Annotated in this window: 14 protein-coding genes; 4 read left to right on the forward strand and 10 right to left on the reverse strand. The window is 40.6% G+C overall.

The genetic code is table 11. The features are described from left to right. Nucleotides 1-110: 110 nt before the first annotated feature. Nucleotides 111-848 (forward strand): AMP-binding enzyme, encoded by a 738-nt coding sequence (locus GR929_RS21020; protein WP_201301087.1) that lies wholly within the window; start codon nt 111-113, stop codon nt 846-848. Nucleotides 849-908: 60 nt separating this feature from the next. Here the strand turns inward: GR929_RS21020 and GR929_RS21025 are convergent, their stop codons facing one another. The 9 genes from GR929_RS21025 to GR929_RS21065 all read right to left on the reverse strand — a co-directional run bounded on the left by GR929_RS21025 (nt 909) and on the right by GR929_RS21065 (nt 17973). Continuing rightward, nucleotides 909-2450, reverse strand: coding sequence for an alpha-N-arabinofuranosidase (locus GR929_RS21025; RefSeq protein ID WP_159523669.1), 1542 nt, complete (start codon nt 2448-2450; stop codon nt 909-911). Nucleotides 2451-2747: 297 nt separating this feature from the next. Next, the gene (locus GR929_RS21030) at nt 2748-4457 is read right to left on the reverse strand and encodes a T9SS type A sorting domain-containing protein (RefSeq protein WP_159523671.1); all 1710 of its coding nucleotides are present in this window, start codon (nt 4455-4457) and stop codon (nt 2748-2750) included. Further along, complete coding sequence (locus tag GR929_RS21035; protein WP_159523673.1) at nt 4454-6148, reverse strand: T9SS type A sorting domain-containing protein; 1695 nt, start codon at nt 6146-6148, stop codon at nt 4454-4456. Before GR929_RS21035 ends, GR929_RS21030 begins: the two co-directional genes overlap by 4 nt. Before the next feature lie 13 nt (nt 6149-6161). Continuing rightward, nucleotides 6162-8891 carry a pectinesterase family protein gene (locus GR929_RS21040; RefSeq protein WP_159523675.1) on the reverse strand — a complete coding sequence of 910 codons (2730 nt, stop codon included), beginning with the start codon at nt 8889-8891 and terminating at the stop codon, nt 6162-6164. Between the two features lie 159 nt (nt 8892-9050). Next, nucleotides 9051-10697: a DUF4957 domain-containing protein gene (locus tag GR929_RS21045; RefSeq protein ID WP_159523677.1), complete on the reverse strand. Its 1647-nt coding sequence runs from the start codon at nt 10695-10697 to the stop codon at nt 9051-9053. Between the two features lie 31 nt (nt 10698-10728). Next, nucleotides 10729-12549, reverse strand: coding sequence for a RagB/SusD family nutrient uptake outer membrane protein (locus tag GR929_RS21050; protein ID WP_159523679.1), 1821 nt, complete (start codon nt 12547-12549; stop codon nt 10729-10731). A 30-nt stretch (nt 12550-12579) separates the two neighbouring features. Beyond that, entirely contained in the window at nt 12580-16218 is a 3639-nt protein-coding gene (locus tag GR929_RS21055) for a TonB-dependent receptor (RefSeq protein ID WP_235934548.1), read from the reverse strand. 125 nt (nt 16219-16343) lie between these two features. Then, nucleotides 16344-17321, reverse strand: a complete 978-nt coding sequence (locus GR929_RS21060; RefSeq protein ID WP_159523683.1) for a FecR family protein — start codon at nt 17319-17321, stop codon at nt 16344-16346. 76 nt (nt 17322-17397) lie between these two features. Then, the gene (locus tag GR929_RS21065; protein ID WP_159523685.1) at nt 17398-17973 is read right to left on the reverse strand and encodes an RNA polymerase sigma-70 factor; all 576 of its coding nucleotides are present in this window, start codon (nt 17971-17973) and stop codon (nt 17398-17400) included. A gap of 460 nt (nt 17974-18433) precedes the next feature. Between GR929_RS21065 and GR929_RS21070 the strand changes: the two genes are divergently transcribed. Genes GR929_RS21070 through GR929_RS21080 form a run of 3 tightly spaced genes read left to right on the forward strand, consistent with a single transcriptional unit; the run spans nt 18434 to nt 22086 of the window. Continuing rightward, nucleotides 18434-19309 (forward strand): electron transfer flavoprotein subunit beta/FixA family protein, encoded by an 876-nt coding sequence (locus tag GR929_RS21070; protein ID WP_159523687.1) that lies wholly within the window; start codon nt 18434-18436, stop codon nt 19307-19309. A gap of 18 nt (nt 19310-19327) precedes the next feature. Beyond that, nucleotides 19328-20347, forward strand: coding sequence for an electron transfer flavoprotein subunit alpha/FixB family protein (locus GR929_RS21075; RefSeq protein ID WP_159523689.1), 1020 nt, complete (start codon nt 19328-19330; stop codon nt 20345-20347). Nucleotides 20348-20373: 26 nt separating this feature from the next. Continuing rightward, nucleotides 20374-22086 (forward strand): acyl-CoA dehydrogenase family protein, encoded by a 1713-nt coding sequence (locus tag GR929_RS21080; RefSeq protein ID WP_159523691.1) that lies wholly within the window; start codon nt 20374-20376, stop codon nt 22084-22086. A 104-nt stretch (nt 22087-22190) separates the two neighbouring features. On the opposite strand, the gene GR929_RS21085 is transcribed toward GR929_RS21080, so the two are convergent. Beyond that, the gene (locus GR929_RS21085) at nt 22191-22799 is read right to left on the reverse strand and encodes a hypothetical protein (RefSeq protein ID WP_159523693.1); all 609 of its coding nucleotides are present in this window, start codon (nt 22797-22799) and stop codon (nt 22191-22193) included. Between the last annotated feature and the right edge of the window lie 727 nt (nt 22800-23526).

Raw genomic sequence — 23526 nt, forward strand, 5'->3', positions numbered from 1 at the left:
TGCAAGCTTTTTCCCTAATTTACTAATAACCTTGCAATTTAACACCTTGAAATCACGGATTTTATTCACACTACCTGTTGATAACCAGTGATTTATTTTGTTTTTAAGGATTGACTAAATACGATCTGTCATCGCTCCGGTATTGCACAGTGGCTGGTGAGCCGCTGAATGCCGAAGTTTATAACCAGTTTCTTAAACTCACTGGCATCAAGCTGATGGAAGGTTATGGGCAAACGGAAACGGTTTTGGCAATCGCCACTTTCCCGTGGATGGAACCAAAACCCGGCTCAATGGGAGTTCCGAACCCGACTTATGATATTCAACTTTTTCATGCTGAAAATCGACTGTGCGAGACGAATGAAATTGGCGAGATTGTGATTCGAACTGATAAAAATACTCCAGTAGGACTTTTCAGCGAGTACTATCGCGATAAGGAACTTACCGAGCTTGTTTGGCACGACGGGTTTTACCATACCGGAGATCTGGCCTCGCGCGATGAGGATGGTTATTTTTGGTTTGTGGGGCGCACCGACGATGTGATTAAAAGCTCTGGTTATCGCATCGGACCATTTGAAGTGGAAAGCGCGTTGATGGAGCATCCGGCAATTGTTGAATGTGCAGTTACCGCTGCTCCCGATGAGGTGCGTGGACAAGTGGTAAAAGCAAGTATTGTGTTGGCGCAGGAATACCGGCCAGGCACACCTGTGTTAGCTAAAGAAATCCAGGAACATGTTAAAAATACAACAGCTCCTTATAAATATCCACGTATTGTGGAGTTTGTTGACGAGCTCCCAAAAACAATTTCCGGCAAAATCAGGCGAGTTGAGATTCGCGGCGATGCTGAATAAAATAAATATCAAAAGAAAGGGGAGCCCAGCGGGCTCCCCTTTCTTTTAATTAACCTATGCTTATTGAAGCTGGACCAGTACCACCGATTTGGCGGGTAGTTCAACGCTCACTTTGCCATTCTTGGGTTTCTTCACGCTAAACGATTTCAACGTTACTTTTTCTTCCTGTCCAAAGTCGTTGTAATCATTCATGTTTGTGGCAGTAATTATTTGTCCGGTTGAAGAAGCAAATTCCTGTCCGGTAATATTGATGTCAATTGTTTCTGCCTTGTTGGGATTGAGGTTGCAGAGTGTGATGGAAACGACGCCATCTTTGGTTGAGGCCGAACCATAAACCGAGGGAACCGATTTCCCATCATACTTGTACTGTCCGCTCTTCAGGTTTATCGGAATCAAAGTGGCATCCTGATGAACCGCGTACATCTTAAAGACATAATAAGTTGGTGTCAACACAATCTCCTCGTCCTTGGTTAAAATAACCGACTGCAGTACATTGACTGTTTGTGCAATGTTCGACATTTTTACACGATCCGCGTGGTTGTTGAACAAGTTGAGGTTGATTCCGGCAACCAGCGCGTCGCGCAAGGTATTTTGCTGGTAAAGGAATCCGGGGGTTGTGCCGGGCTCAACATTGAACCAGTTTCCCCATTCGTCAACGATCAGCCCAATTTCTTTATTGGGATCATATTTATCCATGATGGTTGAATGACGTTCCAACAGTGTTTCCATTTTCAGTGTATTATTTAAGACCGAAATCCACCCTTTTTCATCAAAATCAGTTGCCGATCCTTTATCCCCCCAACTATTGGTGAAGGTGTAATTGTGTAGTGAAACACCTTGCACGAGACGACGATGGCGATTATGGCGGGTCGTTTTCTTCATCAAAACTTCCATCCAGTTGTAGTCGTCAACATTAGGTCCACCTGCAATACGATATAAATCACCATGGCAATACGAGGCGAAACGAATATACAGGTCAGCATAATATTCCGGAGTCATGTTTCCTCCGCATCCCCAGTTTTCATTTCCAATGCCCCAGTATTTAACATCCCAGGGTTCTTCTCTTCCATTTTTTTTGCGAAGATCGGTCATTGGACTGATGTTTTTTGAGGTAACATATTCAACCCACTCTGCCGCTTCCCGAACGGTTCCCGAACCAACATTTAAATTGATGTAAGGCTCCGCTTCAATTAATTCGCAAAAATCAAGGAATTCGTGGGTTCCAAAACTGTTGTCTTCGGTAACGCCTCCCCAGTGAACATTGACCATGGATGGGCGCTCGTGTTTAGGTCCAATACCGTCTTTCCAGTGGTAGGTATCACCAAAACATCCGCCGGGCCAACGCAGCAACGGAATTTCCATGTCTTTCAATGCGTACACAAGATCTTCGCGGAATCCCCGGATATTTGGAATGTCAGAATCTTCACCAACATAAATGCCGCCATAGATACAGCGGCCGAGGTGCTCGGCAAAATGACCGTAAATTTCCCGGTTAATTTTTGTTTCTGCCTGGTCGGTGTGTAAATAAAGGGTGGTTTGTGCAATGGCTCCCAAACTGAATAATGAAAGCAGCACGAACGTGTAAAAAATCTTCTTCTTCATAAGTTCAAAATTTAGTATTTGCTTCAAAAATAATAAAAGTATCAGTTACTTTTATATATCAGCATTTAAAATTAGTCTAAATGAGTAAGGCGAACGAGAACAAATAAATTTAAGGAGTGGACTTATTGGTAATTCAAGTAATCGAATCAATCGCGTATAAGATAAAGAAGATAAGATTTTTCGCTTAAGTTGATGTTGAACAGCTGATTGTGATTCGATTTGTACAGAAAAGACCACTTATTTTTACATTAATAAGTGGTCTTTTTTTAGAAAGAACAGAAGATTTACCGACGCGTATTATTTTGTTGCAACAAACTTACCGGAGTAGTTGTATTGCTTTTCGTCTCTTATGCGAGTAATATATACTCCCTTTTTGATTGAAGGCAGTTGCAGGTGAAGTTGTTTTTCATTGACTTTATAGGTCGAAATTAACTGACCTGATATGGAATAAATACTTACTTCTTTAATTGTATTTTGATGGTTGACTTGCAATATACCATTGGATTGGTTGTAAAATAGGATCAAACTATTCTTAGTCTTATTGATTTGCACAGATGAAGTGGGAGGATCGGAAACAACTCCATCTTTATACTGTTCTTCAGAAATATGGCTAACCAAACTGTTTAGGTAAACTTCGAGGTTCGGATACTCCCCATCAACAGTTGTTAGCCAGGCATCATTGGCGTCATTTTTATTCAATCCATTAGCGTCTTCCCAATCATCAGGCATTCCATCTTCATCCGAATCGGAAGGGGCTTCGGTCGACTTTAACTCAGGCCATCCGCCAACGGCAGATTGCGTATCAATTAATCCTTTGGAGCTACCATTTCCTCCATCCATAACTGTTGCAGTACCTGTTTCAACGTCATATACAATCCGGCTGTCAACCGTATCTCTTACAAGGCTTGCTCCCACGTACTGTAATACTTTTTCATAGGCTTTTTCGGCGTCCTGGGTAATGCATGATGCAATTTGGTACGCTGTATCCGATTTTAAATCATCTTTGCTAACACCATAGTCTGAAAAAGATGAGTGAGGATCGATTCCGAGCCAGTTGTTATTTGTTGTTTGGCTACTCGCTGTAATGTAATTCCCATCAACATAAAAGGTTCCATAAACGCCCGCAGGCTGATTGTTCCCTCCATTATCCGGATAAGGTTGCATGATCCGGTCTGCTTTAGATGATGAGGTTGCGGGGCCCGCTTTGTAGTAGTTGTTTATAATATTGTAGCTACCGCCTTCGCCAGCATAGGCACTATTTCCTCCCCAATTGTAGATGACATTATTTCTATAATCCACTTTTTCTAATTCCGGTTGATTAGAGTACCTGCTACCATTGAATCGTGGATTGCGACTATCGTGATGGGCGAGTAAATTATGATGGAAGGATGCTGTTTTTCCTCCCCAAATCCCACCATAGCCGTGTGTCCCTTTGTCATGAACTGATATACGTAAGCTTTCAGCGAGAAGGCACCATTGCATGGTAAAATTTTCATTGTCGTAAAATGACGCACATTCATCGGTACTCCAGCTCATGGAGCAGTGGTCGAGGATGATGTTTTTATGTCTGCGTCCCCAAATGGCATCATTCTGTTGATTGGTCTCGTCGCCCAACCTAAAACGTAGATAACGGATGATTACATTGTCAGTTTCAACAACCACAGAATAATCGCGTATGCAGATTCCATCGCCGGGAGCTGTTTGGCCGGCAATCGTAATATTTGGGCGGCTGATTTTTAGTTGTGATTTCAATTTAATCGTTCCGGATACTTTAAACATGATAATCCGTGGTCCCGATATATTCTGAACTCCGACCCTAAGCGTACCTTGTGTTCCATCATCTTTTAGATTGGTCACATAGTAAACTTGTCCTCCACGTCCTCCGGTTGTATATTTACCGCCACCTTCGGCACTCGGGAATGCAGGCAGATTTTCTGTCTGAGCAATTGAAATTAAACAAAAGGCAAAGACAAATAGAATACTGAGAATTTGATTTTTAAATTTCATTGTATAAAAAACTTTTTAGTATATAATTTATTTTTGTTGTCTGATAAGCAAGCTACATAAATTCCTTTATGAAGCCCCGTCAGACCTAAATCAACTTCTTTTTGATTGAAGTCGCTAGCTGTAATCAGTTTTCCGGTAATCGAATAGATCTTAATTTGTTTGATAATGTTGGAGTGCCCGATATGTAATTCGCTACTCATTGCATTATAGTAAACATTTAAAGAGTCGTTATCTTTCTTAATTTCAATTGAGGCGGTTGATATTCCTCCTTCGTTCTGGTTTTCGATAATTGTAGCCACCAAACTATTCAAATAAACCTCCAGATTTGGATAGGTTTCATCAATAGTTTTTAATTGAGCGTCGGCCGGATCGTTGCTGTTTAGTCCGTTTGAGTTTTCCCACTCATCGGGCATACCATCAGCGTCTGTGTCAGCGGGTGCTTCTGTCGATTTTAATTCCGGCCATCCACCGACGGCAGTTTGTGTGTCAATAATTCCATTGGTACTTCCATTGCCTCCATTCATGAAGGTTGCAGTTCCGGTTCTTACATCGTGTATGATGCGTTTGTCAACAGTATCACGAACCAACGAAACTCCAACATATTCCATCACTTTTTCATACGCCATTTCAGCAGTATGGGTTGTAATCTCTCCTGTTGGATGAGGAGAATCAATACGCATTCCAGTTTTGTCTTCTTCCGAAACTGTTCCATATGAACCATGAAACTGGTTATATACGCCGTAAGTCCAATTATCGTTTGTTGCTCGGTCAGATTCAGTTAGTATATTTCCACTAATGTAAAACTTACCCCAAATTTGATAGGTTGCTTTGTCTGATTCTTTTTCATAGTCGATAGATACGATACGCTCCTTTTTTGTGGTGTTAGGTCCCGGTTTATAGTAACAGTTAACAATGTTTACATTCATGGCTTCACCTCCATAGCAGCTATTGCCTCCCCAATTATAAATGACATTATTTCGTAAATCAACATTGTCCGTTAATGCAAAGGGGTCGCCATTGTATTCACCCAGTCTGGGATTACGACTATCGTGACTGGCTAATAGGTTATGGTGGAAAGAAGCATGTTTGCCACCCCAGATTCCTCCGTAGCCATGATTCCCTTTTTCATGAACCGAATTTCGGAGGCTTTCAGAAATCATGCTCCATTGTAGGGTAAAGTTCTCGTTCTGGTAGAATGATACGCACTCATCGGTTGACCAACTCATTGAGCAGTGGTCAATAATGATATTCTTGTGGAAGCGACCTCCTATTGCATCGTCTTCTTGCTGGGCAGCATCTCCCATGCGAAAGCGCATAAACCGAATAATAACGTTATCGGCATTCACTTTCACCGGATAATCGCGCAAACAGATTCCTTCTCCCGGAGCCGTTTGTCCGGCAATTGTGATGTTATTATTTTCTATTTTCAAATCCGATTTCAGTTGAATGGTTCCGGAGACCTTGAATAGGATTATTCGAGCTCCTGACATTTCAACTCCTTTTCGGAGTGACCCCATGGTTTTGTCATCATTGAGGTGGGTTACAAAATAGACTTGTCCTCCTCGTCCACCCGTTACATACTTGCCATGTCCTTCCGCTCCCGGGAAAGCGGGTATTGGGTCTTGCGCAAATAGATGAAAAGTTATCATCCAGATGAAAAACAGGGGCAATAATATTTTGATCTTCTTCATTTGTCTTGTCCTGTTATTTTGAAAACTTCATTGTTCCTGAGTTTCCATCAATACTATATTGGATAATATAAATGCCTTTTTTCAAACCGTTTAGACTAATTGTATTTTTATTTTTGATATTCATAACAGGCGATCCTAAAACGGAATAGACTGTTACTTCTGATTTATCTCCATGGATTAAAATCGAATTTTTGAGTAATTCAATCCGGTTGGTTTGCTGAATTTCGTTGGTGCCTACCGGCCAACTCACGGTAATAGAACCTGTTCCTTCAAAATACTCAGGATTTGTAGTCGCGGAATAAGTTCCTTGTCCGAAGTTCTGATCATTGACTTTAAGACTTTTTACGTTCATATCAACATTTAGAACAACTCTGGCCGAACCAGTCAATTCCACGTTAATATCGTCTCCAACAGCATCAACATGGCTGAAAATGATTTTATTATCTAATCCTGCAGCTATTAATCCCTGGCCAAATGCATTGGCAGATTGCCCGTCAATAGCTGTAATATAACTGTTGTCGTTGGGGTATCTTTCGCTTGGCGAGGTCAAATCCCAGACTCCGCTGAATCCAATGTTGTCGCCCCGAAGAACAACAGTGCCAGAATTAACTGTTCCTCTTCCGTTGTTGATCACTGTAACGGTATGTTCACCAGTGATTGAACCTCCAAGAACCATTGAACTACCACTGGAATTTCCACTAGCCATGGTCATTTTTACATCACCGGCAAGTGTAATTGGAGCGCTCAGTGTAAATCCAGTTCCTCCCGTACTATAGGTAAAGTAGGTTCCCTCCTCCATCGTAATTGTTCCGGTGCTGGAATGTTCTCCACGCAAGCGCATATTTCCCGGGCTCATCAAATGGATGTCAGCTTCAAAAACGGTAGATGTTGTTTCCATTTCAATGGAAACGTTCACTGTTTCTCCGGCTTCCGGCATTAGCGCAGGAACAAAGTGTGCCGGATTGTCCCAGTTACCATTTGCACCACCAATAAATGTGAATTCAGAAGGTCGGCCGATTATTATTTGCCCGGTTCCGGTTATTAGTCCCGGGTTGGTAGCTGCGGTGTAGGTTCCCACCTCCTGAATAACTCCATCAATGTAAAATTCACTTGTTGTTATATCGGCATTCAGTTTTAAGGTTGCTCCGGCTTCTACCAGTAATTTCGAAGTTGGCTGGAGTGCCGTATTATTGCTAATTGTTAATGTCGAACCACTTTGAACCGATACTTTCCCTTTTCCCAGCGAGTTGGCGACAGCGGCATCAAGCTCTCCGTTGTCAACACGGATAGCTCCTGAAAAACTTGTGTTGTCTTCATTTAAGATAAGTTTTCCGGTTCCTTTTTTGATTAGTTCGTGAACTCCGGTTAACTGTGCATCCAAGCTTAGTGTGCCGGTAATATTAAATACAATCGTATCTTTTGTAGTAATTTTTCCATCGAAACTGGCAGTGGTAGCCGCTTGGATTTCTGTTCCGTAGGTAGCCAAATAATTGGCCGAGCTATTTGCGATGATATTTAATTTTGCTGAGTTTTTTAAGTTTAAGTCAGCTAAAAAATCACCACCGTCAGCATCAACAATATAATTATCATCAACTACGGCAGCTTCACCAGTTGTTGGGGTTGTTTCTGTACCCCAGTTTGCGGCATCCATCCAACCGTTAGAGGTTCCGGCACCGGTCCATTCGTAAGTTGTAATCAATGGCGCTTCAGCGGTTGGGTCCCATTTGTCGTTACCGCCCAATACATTCTGAACAGTATAATTTGATGCTTCTTCAGCCGTTAGAGCTCTCAGCCCGGCCCAGTTTGCACGACCACTCATATCTGCTCCTGCTCCGGAGTTGCCATATTCATACAGATGCAAATCGGTGCTGGTTGCAGCATATTCCATATTCCAGGTGTCGCCCCAACCTTCAGGATGAATTTTTTCAGTCATCTCACAATACAGCCAAGCTACTTTGGGGTACTCGTGCCATGGCCGGCCGAAGCGAACCAATGCACCATCATCGCCTGCCCGCGGACTATTTGCAGCATAGGTAAGTTGACATTCATGAAATACAAAACCGTAATCGAATTCCCGATTGGTGGAAGGTGCAGTAATCCAACCGCCACCCCAACTTCGGATTTCGCAAGATTGAAAGAATGCAATTCCGCCGCCATAGATATAATCCGTTCGACCAACGACCAAACAGTTTTCCATGTAGCATCTTTTTCCGTCAGACCAGAAATAAATTGTATCCTGGTAGCCAGTGAGGTTACAATTGAAGAAAACAACTCTGTCTGCTCTTACGGTAATTGCCTGTGCTTGTCCCACGGGACCCGCTGTATTTTCAATCGTTAAGTTTTCGGCTCTGAAACCATTTCCAATGATCGTTAATGTTGCCGATGTTCTTATATTTTCGCCACTCCACAATGCCGCATCTTCTGTCGGACATTTGCCATCAGGGCAATCGTAGATGTGGTAGCTGATAATGGTCTCATCGCGACTTTCGCCAATGAGATAAACGTTCTTTTTCTCAGCAGGAACGATTATTTTTTCAGTCGAATAAAGTCCTCTTTTGATGTAAATAATTGTTTGTCGATCACTATTTGATTCAACGGCATTGATCGCATCCTGGATTTTTGTAAAGTCGCCACTACCATCTTGTGCAACGATGATATCGGCATCGATTGATCCTGGTTGAGCAAAGCCGGTCAGCGATATAATAAGCAGCATGATAAATGTTACGATAGAATTTCGGGTCATAAGCTTTATTTCTTTTGTTAGGAGTGTATTAAAATGAAGATCTGTCGACTTTATTTTCGTCTAAAACTGAAGATCGGTGTCCTGTAAAGAACACCGAATCTTCAATTCATAGTTTAACCTTTAAGTATACTCGTTCGATTGTGAAAATTGAACCTTTTCTTAAAGCGTAATTCTCCAGCGAGGATCGCCACTGTTAGCTTTTCCTGAAAATCCAGTATCCAAGAAGCTGAAATCCAGGGTGAAATATGGATCTGTCCATAGTTCTGCGGCTGTTCCCGGATAAATGAATGTTGTTAACCCTGGGATTTCATCTTTTCCTTCGCCATAACCAAAGTCACTTGTAACATATGTGTTGACAACATTGAAGGTTGTGTTGGCCATTCCATCATAACCATCAATTAAATAGTCTTCTCCGCCATCTTTATTCCAGCCATGTCCGATAATCGAATTGGATATTGTTACACCGTTCAACACGTCATCCTGTCCGCCTTCTCTCCAGCGTAAAAGTTGTCTTCCTTTTTCGGGAACCTCATTAAGGGTACATGCATCGATTAAGATAGAATTTGAATTATTACGGCTAATGAGGAAATAAATGACTTTAGAGATTGTCGAATTTGTAATTGAAATATCATTACACTTCCAGCTATTTTTATCTACAGCCAAAACGCCATAACCATTGATACTATCGATAACACAATTGTCAATCGTGAACTTGTCAAGAACGCCTTCTCCTCCTTTTATTCTGGATATTCCACGGAGTGTTCTAATTTCGCATGATTCAAATTTAATTTCTCCAACTGAACCACTTACATCAATGTTAAATACATATCTACCACCAAATCCATCAGCTGCAGTTAACTTTACGGATTTGAAAGTTACGTAACTAACGTTACTTCCTTCAACAATATTGAAGTTTGAACCACAGTCGATTATTGGGAGTGCAGGGGTAAAGCTATACCCGGAAATAAATGAAATTGATTTGTCGAATGCATAACCTCCGGCTTCATAGGTTTTACCACCTTCGAGTCTGATCACACTTCCATCAGCAACATCATCAAGCGTGTCAGCAAGTACAAAACCGTCTTCAAGACCTGATAAGTCGATAATGTGGTCTCCTGTCTCTTGTGCAACTTTTGTTGTGTAGATTTCCCAACCTCTGAGATTGCCCTCACTGAAAATGGCCATTTGATACTCTGTCTCGGCTTCCAATCCAGTCACTATTTTCATTTGTGCTTCGCGATCTTCGTCAGTAACATCAAATGTTGAAATTGGATTTGCAAGCCGTTCATCGTCGATGGAGTATACCTTAACGGCAGTAATTGGCGCACCTGATGGCGTCCAAAATACCCGGGCTCGTGTGTCGGTAACATCGAATATACCGGGAGCTCCCTGGTTGGATGGAAACTTATCAGTTCTGATACTTCCCAACAACGAAGGTAAACTATTGTATTGTGCTTCATCGGCATGAGCAGTTGCTCTCACCTGGTAAATGGTGAACCACAATAGTTCTTCGCCAATTACAGATTCATCGATGATGAATTCGTTTGTGTCAACTGCAAACGAGTAGATGGGGTCGGTTGCAAAAGAATCTCTACTAACCTCGATGGTATAGTTTTCCGCTTGTTTCAATTTTGCCAGATTAACATGGATTGTGTTGTCAATCGCTTCCAGGTCTTCGTTTAATACAGGCTGGAACAAACGGGTTCTTGGAAAGACCTCTTCATTATCTTTACAGGCGTTAAAAAGCAATAAGCCGACAACAAAGATTAATAGAAGTGTCTTTATATTGAATTTGTTTATTTTCATGATTCAAAAATTTTACATTAAACGTTTTGGATTAAAAATTGAATCCGTAACCATTGTTCGGTTCTAATTCTTCACTGCTATCAATGGCAATACGAGGGATTGGGAAAATGTATCGAATTACACCATCAGGTACGCCAATATTCGAGGGGGTTACATAGTTATCCCAATCTCGGGTAATCCATTCTGCATATCCATCAGCACGCGTTTCATCATACATATTGATTAACCAGGATTCTCGTTCCCATGTATCATCTGGAGCCGCCAGTACTTTCTCGAATTTATTGTAAATAATCAGGTCTCCATTTTCAGCTAATTTGGTATATACGTAATCTGGCAGATCACTTGTTCCTTCAAAAGCTTCAACGGCCATTTTTTTGCAGCCCCCAACTGTTTCTTCGACTTTGTCGTAATACAGGTTCCAACGAATCAGTTCATACTTACGAATCATTTCGCCTCCAAATTCCCAGGCTCTTTCATCAACTATTGCCTCAAAGAAGTCTTCTTTGCTTCCAGAAACATTGGCAACATATTGATCCACTTTTTCAGACCACGCAGATTCATCAAATGCACGTTGACGAACTCTTTTTAAGGCATCTTGTGCAGAGGCAGTAGGGCCATTCAGCTCATTTTCTGCTTCAGCATACATCAATATTACGTCAGAATACCGCAACATAGGCCAATTGATACCTGTACCCTTATTGGTAGATGGCCCTGGGGGCGTATCAAGAAATTCACGACTCCATTTTCCTTGAGAGATATTCATATTACCGGTACTAACCAATTGCTGAACGAAGTCTTTGTCAATTGTGTAAAGTCCGCATGTTACATCCAGACGTTGATCCAATGTATCGAATGAATAGAAGTATGTTGGAGGCATAGCCATGTAATTGGATCCACTTCCGTATGGATGGGTTCCTGCATCAACACGTATACCAATATTCCAACCGACGTCACCTTCACCAATGGCGAATGGAACTTCAAATAAGATGTCACTATTTACCGGTGAAATAAATTTGCACTGATTCAAAAAGATTTGTCTAAAGTCAGTAGGCAATTCACGATCTTTTAAATCCATTAGTTTTTTCGTATACTCTTTGGCTATTTGATAATAGTCCAAATAGTCTGACTGACGCTCCATACTAAGTTGTGGAGTCAGGTAGTATCCACCACGTTGCAGTGCTAAACGTGCAATCATCCCAAGAGTATATTCGCGGTTGATTTGCTCAATTCCGAATTGTACTTCATCAGCCCACATCATTTTTTCCTCGATATCAATCATATCCTGTATGACATTCGTCAGAATGACATTGCGGTCTTCTTTTGGTAGATCAAATTCTACATCTACTTTAGGAGCTTCTTGTGAAAATGGAACATCTCCAAAATAATAAATTAACATACTATACCAATAAGCTCGCATGGTATATGCTTCACCAAGGAGATGAGACATTTTTCTAGAAAGAGCAGCGTCATCGGAGTTTAATGCATCGCTAGCCATGATTCCTTCAATTGCAATATTTGCATCGCGGATTGCTTGATAGCCAATATCCCAAACGTATTTTAAGTCACCGTTGTTTTCTTGGGCATCTAAACGCCAGATCTGGTAACGGGCTCCATCGCTGGATCCTCCGGCGTGTTCAATATCTGTATTACCAGTCATGTTGTTTGACAATCGAGAACGGAATCCATCATGGCTGAAGTGCACATACATTGCATTCACAGCTTTTCTGGCATCTTCAGCATTGGAAAAGATGTAGCTTGAGTCGAAAGTTGATAGAGACTCTGGCTCAAGGTAATCGTCACAGGAAGTAAAGGCGAATACGACCAGTGTATATAGAAAATATTTAAGTTTCATATTCATATGTTTAATCATCATTACAATTTGTTAAAAGGTAACATTTACACCAAATGTAAACGAACGACTCCTTGGGTATGAAGAGTAATCGACACCCGGAGTAAGGGCAGCATAACTACTACTTCTTGTCGTACTTACTTCTGGATCATATCCTGAATACTTAGTCCAAAGCCACAGGTTATTGCCAGTAGCATAAACTCTAAATTGAGAAACCCCAATGCGCGAAGTAAGTGTTTTGGGAACTGTGTAACCTAATGTTAGGTTATTCAGACGTAAGAATGAACCATCTTCAACAGCCCAGTCGCTAATTACGGTTGTGGCTTGACCAAAAGAGTTGCTACCACTCCAAACTTCTTTGTCGGCATTTAACTGTCCTAATTGTTCCAGATCGGTAACTACTTCTCCAGCCGTACCTGTATAGGTTCCATCAACATCAATATAAGTGAATCGGTTATCAGGACTCATTGTAGTTAACATGTTTCCGTAACGTGTTCTGTACAGTTGGTTATAATCAATTTTACCAGTGTTATAAACGTCATTTCCAATTGACCAGTTAAATAATATAGATGCATCAAATCCTTTGAAGGTAGCATCAAATCCAAATCCTCCAGTAGCATCAGGCAATGCACTTCCAATTACCTGACGGTCCTGGCTGTTGATTTCTCCATCATCATTTAAGTCTTTCAGTTTCATATATCCCGGGCGAACATCACTAACTCCTAAGGTGTTTTTATTATCAGGGATGCCATCTTTTAAAGCATAGGTGTTTGAAACTTCATCATAACCTGAAAAATCATCTACTGTATACATTCCGTCATTGACATATCCGTATATCAAACCAATGGTTTGGTCAACTTCCAGATAAAAGTCATCACGATCTTTTAAGTCAGTACTTGACCAGTTCGACTGGTAGAAGCGACTAGCAGGAACAAGATTCCCGTTTTCGTCTTCTAAATAATCATATTCTAATTTGTCAATGTTTGCTTTGTTGATCCCAAAGTTTAGATTGGCAGTCAGGGTGAAATCACTTTTGTCAATAATGTAGCCACTTAGCAGTAGCTCAATCCCCTTGTTTGAAGTACTACCAACGTTGTTCCACTGTGTGGCAAATCCGGAAATAGGAGAAATCGCCTGGGCAAGCAGAAGGTCTTTCGTTTTGTTGTAATAAAGATCAAGTGTCCCTCGAATTGCTCCATTATAGAGTACCCAGTCTAAACCAAGGTTTTGATTGATGGTTGTTTCCCATACAATGTTTGGATTAAACAAGGTTGAACCTTCAGGTGAATAGTACGCGTTATAAGAGTTCGTTCCCATCCCTGGTCCATTGTTGGTAGATGCCTCAAATAAAAATTTTGTGGCATTCGCAGGGATACGGTCGTTACCGGTTGCTCCAAAGCTATAACGCAATTTTAACTCATTCAGATTCGAGAACCCATTCATGAAGTACTCTTCATTGATTTTCCATCCCAATGCTACAGCTGGAAATACTCCCAATCGGTTTTCTTTTGAAAACTTACTTGATGCGTCGGTTCTTAACGTGGTTGTAATTAAGTAACGATCTTTAAACTGGTAATTAGCACGTCCAAAGAACGAAATTCTCGTTTGATCGGTCGATTGACTTGTAGAATAAGAATCAGTAGTTCCAAGGGCCATGTTTGCAAACATCTCCTCTGGCTGCATAGATTCCCTGAAATTTTCAGCTCTTACAATGCTTCTTTTTCCGCCATTAGAATAAATTTCATTACCTACCAGCAGGTCTAAAGCATGTTCTCCCATATTTTCAAAAGTGTAGCTCGCTGTATTTAATAAACGATAAGATTCATTTTCCCGATTATCCATCGTTCCAAGCGGCAAGCTGTTTCCTTCTTGTCTGGATTGGCTGGTTAGAGGACCATAATATCTCAGTTGCTCTTCAAACGTTTTGCTACTTGTAACCGTTGATCTTAAAATCATATTGTCAATAGGGTACCAGCTTAAACCTGCCTGCAGAACATAGTTCATTGTATTTTTCTGTCTCCAATCCTGCTTCGCCAATTCAATCGGGTTAATTAAGCTAAGCAAAAAGGATTGATAATCATCCGATGAATCGATACTGGTTAGGTCAATGTCCAACTCATCGGCAATACCGTTAACAGGACGCGCGGTTATAACATTTTTCACTCGAATATTTGCACCTCCGGAAGTTCCAGCACCATCTACTTTAGTATCAGTAATTCTGGCCGATGTCTCCAATTTGAGTGATTCAGAAATGCTATGATTTAATTTAAAGTTGATCACATTCCTTCTGTAGCCATTGTTAACCATAAGGCCATCATTGGTGTCGTTGGTTAGGCTTAGGCTTACTTTCGTTTGCTGGGTACCCCCGCTGACACTTATATTGTGTGACTGCGAAAGGGCTACATTTTGCCCAAAGATATCAGTTTGGCCGCCAAATAATTCTTCTTGCCAATCAGTACCAGGCTTGTTTTTGTACAATTCTAGGTCATCATATTTGCCATAGTACTTTTCAAAATTTCTTAAATCTGTTTCACTTCTCACTTTGGCATGTTCATACTGCATCATCACAAAATCATATGGTCCTAGAACGTCATACTTGCGTTCCGATGGAAGTGTTTTGAGTTGAAGGTAGCCATTGTAACTTACTGTCGTTTTTCCAGCCTTTGGGCTTTTGGTTGTAATCAGGATTACACCATTCGATGCCTGGGCTCCATAAATAGCAGTTGCTGCAGCATCTTTTAGAACGTTAATACTAGCAATATCGTTTGGTGGAACATCGCGGATGCTGGAAACAATGAACCCGTCCACTACGAACAACGGGGAGTTATCTTGGGTTACAGAACCACCTCCACGGACACGGATAACAACTTCTGCGTCAGGAGAACCATCAACAGTTAATACATTTACCCCGGGAAGGCGACCTTTAATTGCTTCTGCAGCATTGGCAATTGGGATTTTTTGTAGGTCTTCACCAGACATGGAGGAAATAGATCCAGTTAAGTTACCTCTTTTCACAGTTCCATATCCAACAGCAACGACTTCATCTAGCCCAATTGAAGATTCTTCCATAGTAACGTTAATAGTTGACTTTCTAGCTGGAACTTCTTTGGGTTTCATTCCAACAAAAGAGAAAACTAAAACGGCATTGTCGGGTAGATTGCTGATCGTATACTTACCATCGAGGTCAGTAACTGTGCCTTGAGTAGTCCCTTTTACGACAACTGTAACACCTGGCAGTGGGCCTTGCGAATCGCTTACAACTCCGGAAACCTCGCTGACTTGCTGGTTAGTCAATGATTGATTCTCGCCTTTAGGATAAAGAACGATTTGTCGATTTTTAATTACATATTTCGTGTTTGTACCTTCAAATAGGGCATCTAACACTTCACTGATTTTTTCGTTTTCTAGATCAAGGTTAACTTTACGCTGAACGTCAATTTTCGTGTCGTTGTACATAAAGAAATAATCACTTTGATCTTCAATTTGACGAAGTACATCTTTTACCGATTGCTCTTGAACCTTTAGATTCAGATCGGCTGTCTGCGATAGGCCTCTAGCTTGAGCCCCGACAAACGCGACAAGTAAGAGAAAGGTTGTTAGTTTCATAATGCGAATTAATCGGGATAGGCCACAAAATGACCTACCGTCGTTACACAACAATTTTTTTTTCATAAGTTTGTCTTACTAAGTTAAACATGCCCTTACGGGTTTTTAATTTGACTAAAGGGAGGAGTGTGCCAGCACTTTTCCCTTTTTTTCTAGTGCGTTTACATTACATTTTTTGTCGTTAATAATAGCTAATTCATTTTTTGAGATATTTCTACATGGTCTTCTTTTATTGAGTATTCGATGGGAGCAGTTATGGAGAGTAGCTGAAGCATTTCTCGTAAACTCTCTGTCTTTATTGTTAAAGTATAATTTTCTCCATGGAATAATTCCCGATCAAGCTTGATATTCACACCGTACCAACGCTCCATCTTTTTTACAACTTCATGAAAAGTTGCGTTGTCAAATCTCAAAATTTCCTCTTTCCAGGATGTATAAAGTTTTGTATCTACATTACTGTTAACCATCTCTCCGGTTTGTATATTTAAGCGGTTTTGCTCTCCCGGTTGTAAGGTTGCTTTTTGATTGTCCTGTGCACTGGTAATCTGAACCTCGCCTTCTTCAAGCGTAGTTATTACTTCGTTGTCTTTAGGGTAAGCGCAAACGTCAAACTTTGTACCGAGCACATGAATTCTTGCATGCTCGGTCTCAACGGTGAATGGATGGTTTTTATCTTTTTCTACTTCGAAATACCCTTCGCCCGAAAGAATCACATTCCTTTCCTTCGTGAAGTTGGTGGAATATTTCATCTGTGAACCTCCATTTAAATAACCGATACTCCCATCAGGAAGCGAAAAATGCACTCTCGAGCCTCTTGGGGCTTCAATTTGGGCATACGCATGTGATTGGGTATAGTTTTGAACAGCCAAGTAGAGACTTGCTATAAGCAAGGGAATTAAGAGGATGGCCGCAGCTCGATAATACGTCTGTAGGAATTTGGTTTTAGTAGAAGTTCGATTCGATTTGGAATTGATGTAGAAATGGACACTGTTAAGTACGTGTCGTAAATCGATCTTTGAAGATGAAGATTTCTCCCAGTGTTCATTGGCGATGTTTTTAAGATTATCCTCATTCTCTGAATCGAGATAGGAGTTTAACACGAATTCTTCATCCAGACTATTTGAAGTGCGGACATATTCGTTTATTCGTTTTTTTAGTGATTCGGACATTGCGTTGTCTAAAAGAATGTATACAAGGAATATCCTTAATGAGTGATTTGCACCTAAGCAAAATGCAAAAAAAATACTATTGGATAAACAGTGAGAAGAAAAGAGCCACTGTAAGATTCTCTGTTCCAATGTTGTTTCGGAGAAATCTCAATGCCAGATTTAAGTGGTTTTCGACCGTGCTTTTACTAATGTTTAATTCTTCGGATATGTCTGAATTGCTTTTACCCTCAAAGCGACTTTTGATAAAAACAGCTCTCCGTTTTTCAGGCATTTTTTCAACAAGATCGTCAACAAGATTTTTGAGCGAGGGGTAATTGACATCATCTTCCATAAAACTCGTTTGTGTCCCGGAAGTATAATTCACATATTTGTTGATGATGGCTTTTGAACGAAAATGTTTCTTGATATAGTTGAATGCAATTGTAAAAAGGTAGGCTTTGAAATCATGATTCTCCTTGATCAGCTTTCTGTTATCCCAAAGCTTACAAAAAATATCCTGAACCAGCTCTTCCGAATCCTCTCTTGATTTCAGATAGCCCAAAGAAAAATGATACAATTTTGAACTGTATAAATCAAAAAGCTTATTGAAGGCATCAATATCCCCTTTGTTCAATTGCCGTATAAGAAATTTATCCTCAATATGTCTATCCACTTCAAATACTTACGGAATGGTACAGGACAAAAATAGAAATACAAAAATTAAAGCTCGAATTTTGAAAGAAGAATTTTTTCAGAGAGTGTATAAATGTCAAAAGTATTATTTTCATCGTTTTTTGCAAAAGTTATAATTCTTTAAAATGATTATAAATAAGCATACCGGGTTTTAAGTGTGCCATGTTTCGAAAGATGTAGCTTTTTTGTTCTAAAAGCTCGTAAATTAGGTTTTTTTAGCGAGAGTTTACCTTCAAAATAAAATTTCACAATTGAAAAAATGATCAATGCCATTGTGGTGAATTTCTTCAGGCTGCCAGAATCCTTGATTTCTTTGGGCTGTTTGGCTATATTTGCCTGCCTTTCTTGATAAATCACCAGTTGAGTTTGATGTGATCTTGAGAACTGGGGAAGGGGAGGGAGATAAAACCAATTCAATAAAACAAACAAATTTAAATACTATGAAGGCGTATAAGATTATTGTTCTTGCCAAGCAGGTACCTGATACCCGCAATGTTGGCAAAGACGCCATGAAAGCTGACGGAACGATCAATCGGGCAGCTTTATCTGCGATTTTTAATCCGGAAGATTTGAATGCACTGGAGCAGGCATTGCGAATTAAAGATTCTTTCCCCGGATCGACTGTAACAATTTTAACGATGGGACCCGGGCGAGCAGCCGAAATTATTCGAGAAGGAATGTTTCGCGGTGCTGACGGCGGGATTTTGTTAACAGATCGAGCGTTTGCAGGTTCTGATACCCTGGCTACTTCCTATGCCATTTCGCAAGCATTAAAAAAAGTGAAAGACTACGATATCATTATTGCAGGTCGTCAGGCCATTGATGGTGATACCGCTCAGGTAGGTCCGCAAGTAGCCGAAAAATTAGGTATTCCGCAAGTAACCTATGTTGAGGAAGTTCAGAAAATAGAAAAAGGTAAGGTTTTCATGAAACGACGGTTGGAGCGTGGCGTGGAAACGGTTTCTTGTCCAATTCCTCTTGTGATGACCGTGAATGGCTCAGCTCCGGATTGTCGTGCCCGTAATTCAAAGCTTTTGATGAAATGCAAACACGCCAAAACGGTGACTGAATTGCAAAACTCGAATGAAGATTACCTGCATTTGTACAATGATCGTCCTTACCTGAATATTCCGGAATGGACGGTAAATGACATTGAGGTAGAACAAGCAGAGCTTGGCTTGAGTGGCTCACCAACCAAGGTGAAAACAGTGGAGAATGTTGTCCTTCAAGCGAAAGATGCAAAAATTATTAGCTCATCTGATAATGATATTGATGAACTGATGCGTGAGTTAATTGAAAGTCACACCATTGGTTAAAACCCTAACTGAACGATTATGAATAACGTATTTGTATATTGCGAGATAGAAGACGGACAGGTTGCTGAAGTAAGTCAGGAACTGATGACTAAAGGCCGCTCATTGGCCAATGAATTAGGCTGCCAGCTAGATGCTATTGTGATTGGAAGCGAATTGGATGGTATCGAGAAGGAAATTTACCCTTATGGAGTCGACACCGTTTTTATAGCTGATGATAAACGGTTATATCCATATAGTACTTTGCCGCATACCTCAATAATTGTGAAGCTTTTTCAGGAACAAAAACCACAAATTGCTTTGATGGGCGCTTCGTCTATTGGTCGCGATTTGGGGCCACGGGTTTCTTCGGCTCTACATAGTGGTTTAACTGCCGATTGCACAAGTTTGATTATTGGCGATCATTTCGATAAAAAGCAAGATAAGAATTACGAGAACTTGCTTTACCAAATTCGTCCCGCTTTTGGAGGTAATATTATTGCAACCATTATCAACCCCGATTGTCGCCCTCAGATGGCCACCGTTCGCGAGGGGGTAATGAAAAAAGAAGTAGTTGATCCGAAATACAAGGGAAAACTTGTAAAGCTTGAAGTAGCTAAATATGTGAGTGAAGCTGATTTCGTTGTTGAAATCATCGAGCGTCACATGGAAAAAAGTAAAGTGAATATGAAGGCAGCTCCCATTGTGATAGCCGGTGGCTATGGAATGGGATCGAAAGAAAACTTTCAGTTACTGTATGATTTAGCAGAAGTTTTAGGCGGAGAAGTTGGTGCTTCACGTGCTGCTGTGGATGCTGGCTATGTTGACCACGAACGTCAAATTGGACAAACCGGGGTGACAGTCCGCCCGAAGCTATACATAGCTTGTGGAATTTCAGGACAAATTCAACACCGCGCGGGGATGGAGGAATCTGCACAGATTATTGCAATTAATACTGATCCTGAAGCACCGATTAATTCGGTAGCCGATTATGTGATTACCGGCGATGTCGCTACAGTCTTACCTAAAATGATCAAGTATTATAAACAGAATACCAAGTAATCTTGTGAACCTTAAACTTTAAAGAAATGGCTAATTATTATAATGATAATAAAGAACTGAAGTTCCACTTGAATCATCCTTTGATGGAAAAAATTGTCCGTTTAAAGGAAAGGAATTTCTCAGAATCAGGTGCGTTTGATTATGCTCCTATGGATCATGAAGACGCGATGGACAACTTTGATAAAGTACTGGAAGTTGTTGGTGAAATTTGTGGCGATATTGTTGGTCCAAATGCAGAGTCGATTGATGCTGAGGGTCCTCAGGTCGTTGAGGGGCACGTTATATACGCACGTGGCACCTCTGAAAATATTGAAGCTTTGAATAAAGCTGGCTTGATGGGCATGTCACTTCCTCGCAAGTATGGAGGTTTAAACTTCCCAATTGTGCCATACATCATGGCTGCGGATATTGTTTCACGCGCTGATGCAGGCTTTGTAAACATTTGGGGATTGCAAGATTGTGCTGAAACTATCAATGAATTTGCCTCAGAAGAACAAAAGGAGAAATATTTGACTCGTGTTTGCAATGGTGACACCATGGCAATGGATTTAACAGAGCCCGACGCTGGATCTGATTTACAAGCCGTTCAGTTGAAAGCTGTTTACGATGAAAAGTCGGGTAAATGGATATTAAACGGTGTAAAGCGTTTTATTACCAATGGTGATGGTGATATTTCACTGGTACTTGCACGTTCGGAGCCCGGAACCAAAGATGGTCGTGGATTATCCATGTTTATTTACGATAAAAGAGATGGAGGAGTCAGTGTTCGGCGGATTGAACACAAAATGGGAATCATCGGTTCGCCAACCTGCGAGTTGGTTTTTAAAGATGCACCTGCAGAATTAGTTGGTTCTCGTAAAATGGGACTGATTAAATACGTGATGGCGTTGATGAACGGCGCCCGCCTGGGAATTGCGGCTCAATCGGTTGGTGTTTCCGAGGCCGCCTACCGCGAGGCGTTGGCTTACGCGAAAGAACGTGTTCAGTTCGGAAAAGCAATCATGCGATTCCCGGCAGTTTACGAAATGCTGTCGAATATGAAAGCCAAGCTGGATGCATCGCGCACACTTCTGTATGAAACAGCTCGTTTTGTAGATATGTACAAAACTTACATGCATATTGCCGAAGAACGTAAGCTTGAAAAAGAAGAGCGTGATGAAATGAAAACCTACCAACGATTGGCTGATATTTTTACACCGCTAGTAAAAGGAATGGCAAGTGAATACAGTAACCAGTTGGCTTATGATGCGGTTCAGATTCATGGTGGTTCCGGCTTTATGAAAGATTATCCGGTTGAACGGATTTATCGTGATGCAAGAATCACATCAATTTACGAAGGGACTACGCAGTTACAAGTAGTTGCGGCGATTCGAGGAGTAACAACCGGAGCCTATTTAAAGCAGATACGCGCCTACGAAGCAGCGAAAATTTCACCGGAGTTGGAACACTTACGTCGTACTTTGATCATATTGACTGACGAGTATGAGCAAGCGGTTAATAAAGTGGTGGGCACCGATGACAATGAGTTTATCGATTTTCATGCTCGACGTTTGGTGGAAATGGGAGGCCATATCATTATGAGTTACCTGCTTGTACTGGATGCTAACCGGGATGCGATTTTTGCCAAGTCGGCTAAAAATTATATTCGCATGGCCAAAGCACAGGTGCGGGCAAATGCAGAGTTTATAAGAACTTCTGATCTTAGCGATTTAGGATCTTATAAATACGAGATGCAATAGTCGACAGAATAAATAGTAACACGAAACCCAGCTTTTTACAGCTGGGTTTCGTGTTTTGTAGAATATTGAATTAAGTCGATTCTGATTGTCGGACCTTGATCAAATTACCGGTTTGGTTTATGCTTTAGTTTATAGTCCATTAATTCGCGAGCAAGTTTTTGTTCTCTTACAAGAGCATTTTTCCGGAGTTTCTCCAAATCCTCCTGGACTTCGGTCAATCTGGCTTTTGTCGACTTTACAACCTGATGTCCGCGTTTAAACATCGAGAATAAGACAACGGAAAGCAGGGCGAGTGCGATGATCAATCCCCAAACGATAGCATTATACGAACCTTTGGAAATATCAGCACCTAAAAAGCTAATGCTATCTTTTAATTGTTGTGTTGAACTCAGTTCTCCTTTTAAGTTCTCAATTTCAGAATTGGTGGAGTTTAAGTTACTCTTCAGCGCATTTATTTCTTGCAAATGGCTATCAGCTTCTTGTTTGTACATCTGAATACTATCAAGTGAATTTTTTTTAAGCAGACTATAGCCGCTCTTCGATATTACCTTGTATTCTTCGAAAGAATTTGATTTGCTGTATAGATATTCAAACTGATTGCTAACAGCAAGCGTGTCAAAAGCTGGTTTAAACGATTGCGTTTGTGCTTTAATCGTATTAATAAATAGGGTGAATGATAAAATAAGTAAATATCTGGATAGATTTTTTCTCATGGTTAATCTCTTGTTTTTATTAGATGTGTAATTTTATCTTGGTTACTGTGCTTGATAATCAGTATTAAATGCATTTCAAGTTACTTTAAAATGGAGTAAAAGCAAAACGCAAAGTCATTGTTTTTAGTATCGGAACAAAATACAAATACCCATATAAAGGAATTCGTATGATTCTTTCCCAAATACAAATTACTGCAAAAAGAATTGGAATATGGCATTTCAATTCTAATTCTCATCCTTTTTGTTCGGATATATTAATATTGAAATAGCAATCGTTTACCCAGACTGATAACAGGAGGAGATAATATAGACATGTCGGAACTCTGTGGGTTCATATTGATTTGGTTGGTGTGTCGTAAATACTCTGTTCCGAAAGAAAGACATTTTCTGGTTCATAAAGAAGAATAGTTGTTTTCACAGCTAGGCGAAATTCTGAAATAAGTACGATTTGAGAGAAATGTGGATCAATAACCCTTGTAGAAGGTGATATATTATTAGTATATACGCTTGATCACTTCCCATGACGCAACTGACGAAATAGGGGAGGAATTGAGTAAAATCAGGTTCGGTCATCTGATCAAGTCGAGTAGCATCAAAATATTAAATATTGGTAAGTGATTGTTTTTTAGGGCGTACCGGAGCATCTTCTGAAAAAGGTTAAAAATAAATTACAAAAGGTATTGTGAGACCGGAAAAGGTCTCTATATTTGCAGCCGCTTTGAGAGAC

Source organism: Sunxiuqinia indica (genome assembly GCF_009847015.1).
Classification (GTDB): Bacteria; Bacteroidota; Bacteroidia; order Bacteroidales; family Prolixibacteraceae; genus Sunxiuqinia; species Sunxiuqinia indica.